Here is a 7,995-nt window from a genome sequence, read left to right as displayed (position 1 = left end):
TCGCGTCGGCGCGCAGTCCGGCAATGTCTCCGAGCTCACCGCCATCGCCAACCTCAAGCCCGGCGGCGCGGATCGGCTGAAACGCATATTCGGGCTGGTGAACGGCAATTTCGACGGGGCGCAGAAGGTCGGCACGCTGCACAACATGCGGTTCGTGTTCTTCGACAACGACACCCGCATCCTGTTCGCCACCGCCTATGACGGCGACTGGGACACCTATATCAACGACTTCGCCACCAAGATCCCCGATCTGATGGACCTGATCTTCGCCTCGGTCGAGGGCTGGCCGGGCATCGCCAGCCCCGAGGTCAAGGACTTCATCGCCGAGCATCAGATCACCGCCGCCGGCTGGTTCGTCGCCAATCCGCAGGTCACCGTCGTCGATGTGCGCCGGCTCCAACGGCTCGAACATGCCGTCAACGAATTCCTGGACAAGGTGGGCTGAGCCATGGCGATCCTTCAGAAACTAAAAGAGCACTTCTCGCGGGATAGCGTCACGCTCGACCTGCAGGACATCCAGGCGCTGATCCTCAGAAGCCGGCCGGAACCCTATGTCGGCGTTCACGCCATGCTCCATTTCGACGAGGCAGCGGGAGCCCGCAATCTTCTCGGCCGGCTGGCACCGCATGTCGCTTCGGCCGACAATTGGAGCGAGGATCTCGATTTCTGGATCGGCGCTGCGCTCAGCTTCGAGGGTCTGAAGGCGCTCGGCGTTCCCGACGCCCAGCTCAAGACCTTTCCGCTCCCGTTCCAGCAGGGCATGGCCGCACGCGCGGAGCAGCTTCGCGACTTCGGACCCAACGCGCCGGAAAACTGGGAAGACGTGTTCAAGCCGGGCAACTGCCATCTCGCGCTGACCATCTACGCGGTCGACGATGATGCGCTCGACAAGGCGCTGGCGACGGCGCGCACCGAACTCGACCGGAGCAGCGGCGTCACCTTGCTCGGCGAGCATCGCTTCGGCGCGCCGGACGGCGCGAAAAACCCGTTCGGTTTCCGGGATTCGATCTCCCAGCCCGCAGTGGAGGGCAGCGGCGTTGATCCGCTGCCAGGCGAGGAGCGGCCGATCAAGGCCGGCGAATTCATCCTCGGCTATGAGAGCGAGAACGGCCAGCCGCTCGGCATGCCCGAGCCTGCGGTTCTCGGAAGGAACGGCACCTTCGTCGTAATGCGCAAGTATAACAGCCGGGTCGGTTACTTCAACGCCTTCCTCAAGGCACATGGCGACACGCCGGAGGAACGCGAGCGCCTTGCCGCCAAGATGTTCGGGCGCTGGCGCTCCGGCGCACCCTTGACGCTGGCGCACGATCACGACGATCCCGACCTCGGCGCCGATCCGCAGCGCAACAACGACTTCACCTTCAAGGACGATCCCAAAGGCCGCGTCGTGCCGCTCGGCTGCCATATGCGACGGCTCAATCCCCGCGATTCCGAGTTGACGCTGCTCACCGACGTCAACATCCACCGCATCATTCGCCGTTCCTCGACCTTCGGGCCGGTTTATTCCGAGGATGTGGGGCCTGAGGACGATGCCAACGGCGATCGCGGCCTGTTCTTCATCTTCATCAGCGCGCGTGCCTACGACACGATCGAGTTCATGCAGCAGGAGTGGATCAACCGAGGCAATTTCGTCGACCTTGGCGAAGAGCGCGATCCGATCGTTGGCCTGCATGAGGATGATGGCCGGTTCACGATCCCGCAGGCGCCGGCGCGCAAGCGCATCGACGGTGTGCAGACTTTCAATGTCATGAAGGGCGGCGAATATCTGTTCATGCCAAGCCTGTCCGCGCTCAAATGGCTGGCGGCCGGGAGCTGGGGTTAGGAACCCGCCGGTCAGTCGTTGGCCTTTGTGAAGATGAACGTGCAATTCATCAGGATCGCTGCGCTCGGCCTCACCATGATCTTTGCCAGTCGCGTCTGGCCCGATCGGTAATCCTGACGTCTGCAAAAACTGCCTCTAAGGCATGATCGGCGAGGACGCTTCGGTCATCCGGACCGCTTGAGCGCAGGCGTTTCGGATCCCGGGTGGCTTTTGCTCTTCATAAGAGCTTGTCCTTCAGCAGCGTCTCAAGCCAATCGGCAAATACCTGCAGCCGGTGTGAAAGGTGCTGGCGGTGGGGATAGAGTAACGTCATAGGCATCAGCTCGGCTCGATGGCCGGGCATCACCTCGACCAATTCTCCCGCCTCAAGATGCTGTTTCACGTCATAGGCTGGGATCTGGATCATGCCGAGGCCTGCGAGGCAACAGGCGATGTAGGCCTCGGCGCTGTTGACAGTGACCCGCCCGCGCAACGGAACCCGATGCAGCTTCCCTTGCTCCAGCCACTCCCAATCCTCAACACGGCCGCTGGTCGGAGAAGCATAATTGACCGCCCAGTGATCTCCCAGATCTTCAGGAGAGCCTGGCGTGCCATGCCGCGTCACATAGGCTGGGCTGACGACGTTGATCAGTAGCAACTTTCCAATAGGCCGCGCGATCAGGCCTGAGTCGTTGAGCGGCCCCACACGCAGCACACAGTCGATGCTGTCTTCGACCAGGTTCACCGCGCGGTCGGTGACGCCGAGGTCGATGTCGATCTCGGGAAATTTGTCGAGGAAGCCGGGCAAAGCCGGCGCGATGATCAGACGCCCGATCCGCCCCGGGACATCGACCCGCAGCTTGCCCGACGGTTTGGCGGCGGTCTGCCGGAAAAGATTTTCCGTATCCTCGACGTCGGCGATGACCCGCTGGCAGCGCTCATGGAAGGCGATGCCGTCCTGTGTCGGGGAGACCTTGCGGGTCGTGCGGTGTAGCAGCCGCGCCCCAACCCGTCCCTCCAATTCCTGAATGCCGGCCGATACGGAGGACCGCGGAACGCCCAGCGTGTCGGCCGCGCGGGTGAAACTCGCACATTCAACGACACGCACAAACATGCGGAACAGATCGACGCGGTCCAAACAGTCAGAACTCCAATTGTGCTGATTTTCTGACAAGTGATGTCAGAATGATCAGCTTTATTGGCCAATCCTAGCGGATATTGTTGCTCAACAAAAGCGGTCGCCGGTGCGATTGCAGCCCGGCAAAGGAGAGGGCATAGCGTGGAAGGTACGCTAAACAACGCTAAGGGAGAACAACCGAGGAACGCTTAGGCGGCGCGGCTGTCCGGCGGAAGATTGAGGGCCTTGCGGCCAGCGGAAGCGGCGGCTCGATCCCAGAGGAAATCGCCGGAAAAGGCAATATGCTCCCAGCCAACCGGCGACGTATGGACAAGCAGATCATCGGGGACCGGGGCCGCTGCCGATCGCAGATGCTGGGCGGCGTCGGCCATGTAGATCGTGTTCCAATAGACGATCGCCGCGATGACTAGGTTGAGGCCTGATGCCCGATATTGTTGAGCTTCATGGCTGCGGTCGATGATGCGGCCCTGGCGGAAGGTGTAGATCGCTTGCGTCAGGGCATGGCGCTGCTCGCTGTTGTTAAGGCCGGCATGGCATCGCCGGCGCAGATCGGGATTTTCAAGCCAGTCCAGCATGAACAGGGTCCGTTCGATCTTGCCGATCTCCTGTAGTGCGACGTCGAGCTGGTTCTGCCGTTCGTAGGCGGCGAGCTTTCGCAGCATGACCGACGGCGCGACGTGGCCAGCCTTGATCGACCCCACGAGGCGCAGCACGTCGTCCCATTGTTCATTGATGATGTCGGTGCGGATACGCTTGCCCAACAACGGGGCGATGGACGGATAGGCCGAAACCGGCGCGATCGGCGCAAGCCGCCTGTCCGGAAAGTCGCGCAGGCGCGGGCAGAAGCGAAATCCCAGCATCGCGCACAGGGCGAAGACATGATCGGTCGCCCCGCCGGTGTCGGTGTAATGCTCGACGATCCTGAGATCGGTGCCGTGGCTGGTGAGGCCGTCGAGGACATAGGGCGCCTCATGCGTCGCGGCCGAGATCACTTTGACGTGGTAGGGCGCGCGCTGATCAGAATTATGGGTGTAGAAGCTGAAGCCATGATCGACGCCATAGCGGGCGTTGATATCGCCGCCCGACGCGCCGCGCTTCGCGGCCCTGAAGAACTGGCCATCGGAACTGGACGTGGTGCCGTCGCCCCATACTCGTGAGAATGGCAGGCGGTGGTGCGCGTTGATGAGGAGGGCCAGCGCCGCGCGGTAGCTGTCGTCGCGGATATAGGCGTCATGGGTCCAGAGGAGCTGATCGCGCGTGACGCCCTGACTCGCCGCCGCCATGCGCGACAGGCCGAGATTGGTCGCATCGGCGAGGATCGTGGCGAGCAGCGCGTTTTCATTGGGACACGGCTCGCCGGTACGCAGGTTGGTGAACGCCGCAAGAAAGCCGGTTTCCTGCGCCACCTCATGCAGTAGCTCGGTGATGCGGATGCGTGGCATCATGGCATCGAGCCGGTCGGCCAGCGCTTCGGCGTCGGGCGTTGCGATCGTGCGAACGGGGGATATCTGGAGGCGGCCGTCGCGGTATCGCACACCCTCCAGAGCGTCGCGCTTCAGGCGCTGGGCAAATTTCTTCAGCCGCCAGTCCAGTTCGCGGCCCCGCTGTTCGAGCCATTCGCCGGCTGTGGGTGGCAGACCGAGAGCCGACACGATCGGCTTCGCCTGGGGTTCGCTGAGCAGGTAGCTGTCGAACCGGCGGTATCCTGCCGATCGCTCCACCCAGACATCCCCGGAACGCAGCTTGTTGCGCAGATGCGCGATCGTCGCGATTTCCCAGAGACGCCGGTTGATCTTGCCGTCATCGCCCATGACGATTTTCTGCCATTCCTTGCGGAAGGGCATCGGAGCGTCGGCAGGCAGATCGCGCTTGCCCGACCTATTGAGGTCGCGCAGCATCTCGATAGCGGCAATCGTTTTCGCGCTGCCCTTTCCGGCCCTGAACTGTAGCGCTTCAAGCAGATCAGGGGCGAACTTGCGCAACGTCGCATAGCGGTCGGCCGCGACCCTCAGCGGATCAAGATTGGCGGTTTCCGCGATCGTCGCCACTTCCGGTCTGGCCTTCAGGAGGGTGTGCCATCCTACTGAGGCATCCAGGACCTCCATAGGATCTTCGCCAGTATCGACTGCATCGGTGAGCGCGTCGATCGTCCTGCGGAAGATCAGCATCAGCCGGGCCACGTTCTTCGACGTGGCGGCATAGCTGCGCGCCTGGGCGTTCTTCGCGCGGGTGAAGATGCCGCCGATCAGCTTGTCCGCCATCTCCAGGGCGCTGTCCGTCAGCCGTTCTTCAAGATCGAGCAGGAAGGCAACGAGCGTGGCGCATCGCCGGGAGGGAATATAGCGCTCGATCATATAGGCAGGCGACGCACGGCCTTCCCTGACATATTGCCGAAATCGGTCCGCGTGGATGCGGCCCGCGACGTCGGGGGAAATGCCGATCTTCCGCACCTGCCTCAGACGGTCGAGGATCTGGCGGACGTGATCGGGCTTGGCCGCGACGGGGATGGTCTTAAGCAAGGCGAGATGGCTCATGCCGCCGGCGGCGTCGAAGAGCTGATCGAGGGCCTGGACCTGTTCGGCGCTGAGATCGGCGATCAGGGCGTGGGCGGCCTGCTTGCGCGCGCGGGCACGTCCCGCGCTGCTGGCGCGTTCGATGGTGGAGATGGACGGCAGCAAAATCCGGGCCTCGCGCAGGGCGGTGACCACGCCCATCGCAATCGTCATCCCCTTGTCGGTCGCCCATGCAGTTCTCGCGGCCGCCTCGACCATGAAGGGAATATCGGCGCGGGTTGGCCCCCGAAGCCCCAAACGCGCCGCCAGCTCACGGGCATGATCCGTCATTGTCTGATCCCGCGCCGCATAGTTGGCCAGCTCGGTTACGTGCAGACCAAGTTGCTCCGCGACGAAAGCGGCGAGATCATGGGGTATTGCTCCCCTGTCCTGTATCAACTGCGCAAGCGTGATGCCCGGGTGCCGCAGGAGCGCGAGTTGCAGCGCGACACCCAACTGGTTCCGTCGCTCCCGTCGCGCGCCGATGATCTCGATATCGGAAGGCTCGAAGGTATAGAGCCGGGCCAAATGGTCGCGATCGGTCGGGATGGCGTGTATCTGATCGCGTTCGCTCTCGGTCAGGAGTTGATGCTTGCGCTTCGTCATGCCGTTTCCTGTCCACAAAAGGTCATCTGGGCCTATGGACAGCGAGGAGTAAAGAGACATAGTATGTGGACGGATATGGGTGGGGCGCAGCGGCTGCCCTCCATAGCGTCCACAGAACGACCGTTTGGGAGACGCACGGGATGGGCGATATTCTGGGTTATGCCCGCGTCAGCACCGGCGATCAGGACGTGGCTGGACAGACCATGCGTCTGGAGGAGGCCGGCGCGATCAAGGTGTTCACCGACGTCATGTCGGGCAAGAGCATGGAGCGGCCCGGTCTGGCCGAACTGATCGCCTATGCCCGCAAGGGCGACACGCTGGCGGTGGTCCGCCTCGATCGGCTTGGGCGCTCGCTCGCCGAATTGCTCACCACGGTCGAGACGCTACGCGGCCAGGGCATCGCGCTCCTGAGTCTTGAGGAAAAGATCGACACATCGTCGGCCGCCGGCGAACTCATCTTCCATGTGTTCGGGGCCATCGCCCATTTCGAGCGGAGACTGATCTCCGAGCGAACCAGGGATGGGATCGCCGCCGCGCGCGCCAAAGGCAAGTTGCCCGGCCGTCAGCCGCTCGACATGTCCAAGGTACATGCCGCCATCAAACTGGTCGAAGCGAGCATCTCGCCGACAGAAGCAGCACGACAACTCGGCATCGGCCGATCGACCATCTATCGAGAAATGCGCCGCCTCGGCGTGGAAAGGCCCATCTGAATGTCCAGATCGAAATCGGCTCACGATCTTTCCGGCCTGATGAAATATGCGGATCGCGCGCCATGGGATGAGGCATTGGCCGAAATGCTGTCCGCGCATCTCGATCCGGCGAGCGAAGCGACCGGACTCGAGCCTGACGCCATATTCGAGATAATTGGCGATCACTGGCAAGGGCCGCTATGGGGCTGCGCCTTTGAAGATCTGCTTACGCAGGAACTGGAACCCGACGGTCGCAATCTGGTCGATGACTATCTCAAGCGCCGGGGCTGGAACGAAAAGGCGCCGAACAAGGCCTATATGCGCGCGTTACGCGATACGGTCATGTCGCTCTATGAGGTCAGCGAAGTCGTGCCTGGTCAGTCGATGACCTTGCGCGATCTGCTGCGCGACGTTGCTCCGGTGACGGTGCGCGAACACGGTGCAACCCAGACCCTGGTCAACTGGGACAAGATCGCCGCAAGGGTTGTCGACGTGAACGGGCGCCATGGCATTTCCGGAGCGCTGTTGCCGTTCAGCGCTGAGGGCGCCGTGCGAGTGGTCGAGGCATTTTCCCGACTTGCCGACGAAACTCAGGACACTGCGGAATTGGACCCGTCCGATCGGGACGCGCTTCTGGGAGCATCGGGACCGATGTTCACGAACATGTGGCTGCTCGACTGTCTGGGCAAGGCCATGCCCGGCAGCGCGCCGGATATGGTCAACGCCGACGGCGATGACCTGGTGTTCCACCGTATCGTTTTTCCGCTGGCGAAAGGCGTGGTCGGCAAGAGCCTGATCCGAAGGCTGAACGCGGCACAATGGCTGGAACCTGCCAGCGACAGTTTCTGGAACTGGCTGGCACCAGCGACGAAGAACAAGAAGCCGCAAGCGACCAAAGGCAAGCGGGCCTTCGTCACGACCATGGATGACGGCACGCCGGTTTTTGCCAATGTGGAACTGGCAGGGCGCAAGCTGATCGTCGAGGTAAACAGTGCCGCCCGCGCGGAGCGAGCAATTACCCAGATGGGCGAATGGCTTGGTGATTGCGTGAGCGCGCCTATGGCCGAAATCCGGACGCTCGATCAGGTTATGGCCGACGATGCCGCCCGCACGCCACAGGACGAGGCACTGGATATTCCACCGCATGAAATGGAGCGCATCGTTCACGATATGCTGACCCGTGAATATACGAAAACGCTCGATGAGCCG

The 7,995-nt window shown here is 62.6% G+C and carries 6 protein-coding genes; 4 read left to right on the top strand and 2 right to left on the bottom strand.

The genetic code is table 11. The features are described from left to right. Both IL54_RS03330 and IL54_RS03325 read left to right on the top strand, forming a co-directional pair. The coding region (locus IL54_RS03330) for a hypothetical protein (RefSeq protein ID WP_037477721.1) at positions 1-445 on the top strand (445 nt) is incomplete at its 5' end. A 3-nt stretch (positions 446-448) separates the two neighbouring features. Continuing rightward, positions 449-1,822 carry a Dyp-type peroxidase gene (locus IL54_RS03325; RefSeq protein ID WP_037473231.1) on the top strand — a complete coding sequence of 458 codons (1,374 nt, stop codon included), beginning with the start codon at positions 449-451 and terminating at the stop codon, positions 1,820-1,822. Between the two features lie 217 nt (positions 1,823-2,039). Here the strand turns inward: IL54_RS03325 and IL54_RS03320 are convergent, their stop codons facing one another. Then, positions 2,040-2,939 carry a LysR family transcriptional regulator gene (locus IL54_RS03320; RefSeq protein ID WP_037473229.1) on the bottom strand — a complete coding sequence of 300 codons (900 nt, stop codon included), beginning with the start codon at positions 2,937-2,939 and terminating at the stop codon, positions 2,040-2,042. Between the two features lie 188 nt (positions 2,940-3,127). Continuing rightward, entirely contained in the window at positions 3,128-6,097 is a 2,970-nt protein-coding gene (locus IL54_RS03315) for a Tn3 family transposase (RefSeq protein WP_037473228.1), read from the bottom strand. Positions 6,098-6,237: 140 nt separating this feature from the next. On the opposite strand from IL54_RS03315, the gene IL54_RS03310 reads away from it, so the two are divergent. Together IL54_RS03310 and IL54_RS03305 are read left to right on the top strand one after the other, a co-directional pair. Next, positions 6,238-6,807 carry a recombinase family protein gene (locus tag IL54_RS03310; protein WP_013849886.1) on the top strand — a complete coding sequence of 190 codons (570 nt, stop codon included), beginning with the start codon at positions 6,238-6,240 and terminating at the stop codon, positions 6,805-6,807. After that, a partial coding sequence (locus IL54_RS03305; protein ID WP_037477719.1) for a hypothetical protein occupies positions 6,808-7,995 on the top strand: 1,188 nt, incomplete at its 3' end.

The sequence above is a fragment of the Sphingobium sp. ba1 genome (assembly GCF_000743655.1).
Lineage (GTDB): Bacteria > Pseudomonadota > Alphaproteobacteria > Sphingomonadales > Sphingomonadaceae > Sphingobium.
This window is presented reverse-complemented; position numbering and strand designations above follow the sequence as displayed.

Coding starts and splice junctions, on each gene's coding strand:
- IL54_RS03315 (WP_037473228.1), bottom strand. CDS start 6,097: ATGACGAAGCGCAAGCATCAACTCCTGACCGAGAGCGAACGCGATCAG.
- IL54_RS03310 (WP_013849886.1), top strand. CDS start 6,238: ATGGGCGATATTCTGGGTTATGCCCGCGTCAGCACCGGCGATCAGGAC.
- IL54_RS03325 (WP_037473231.1), top strand. CDS start 449: ATGGCGATCCTTCAGAAACTAAAAGAGCACTTCTCGCGGGATAGCGTC.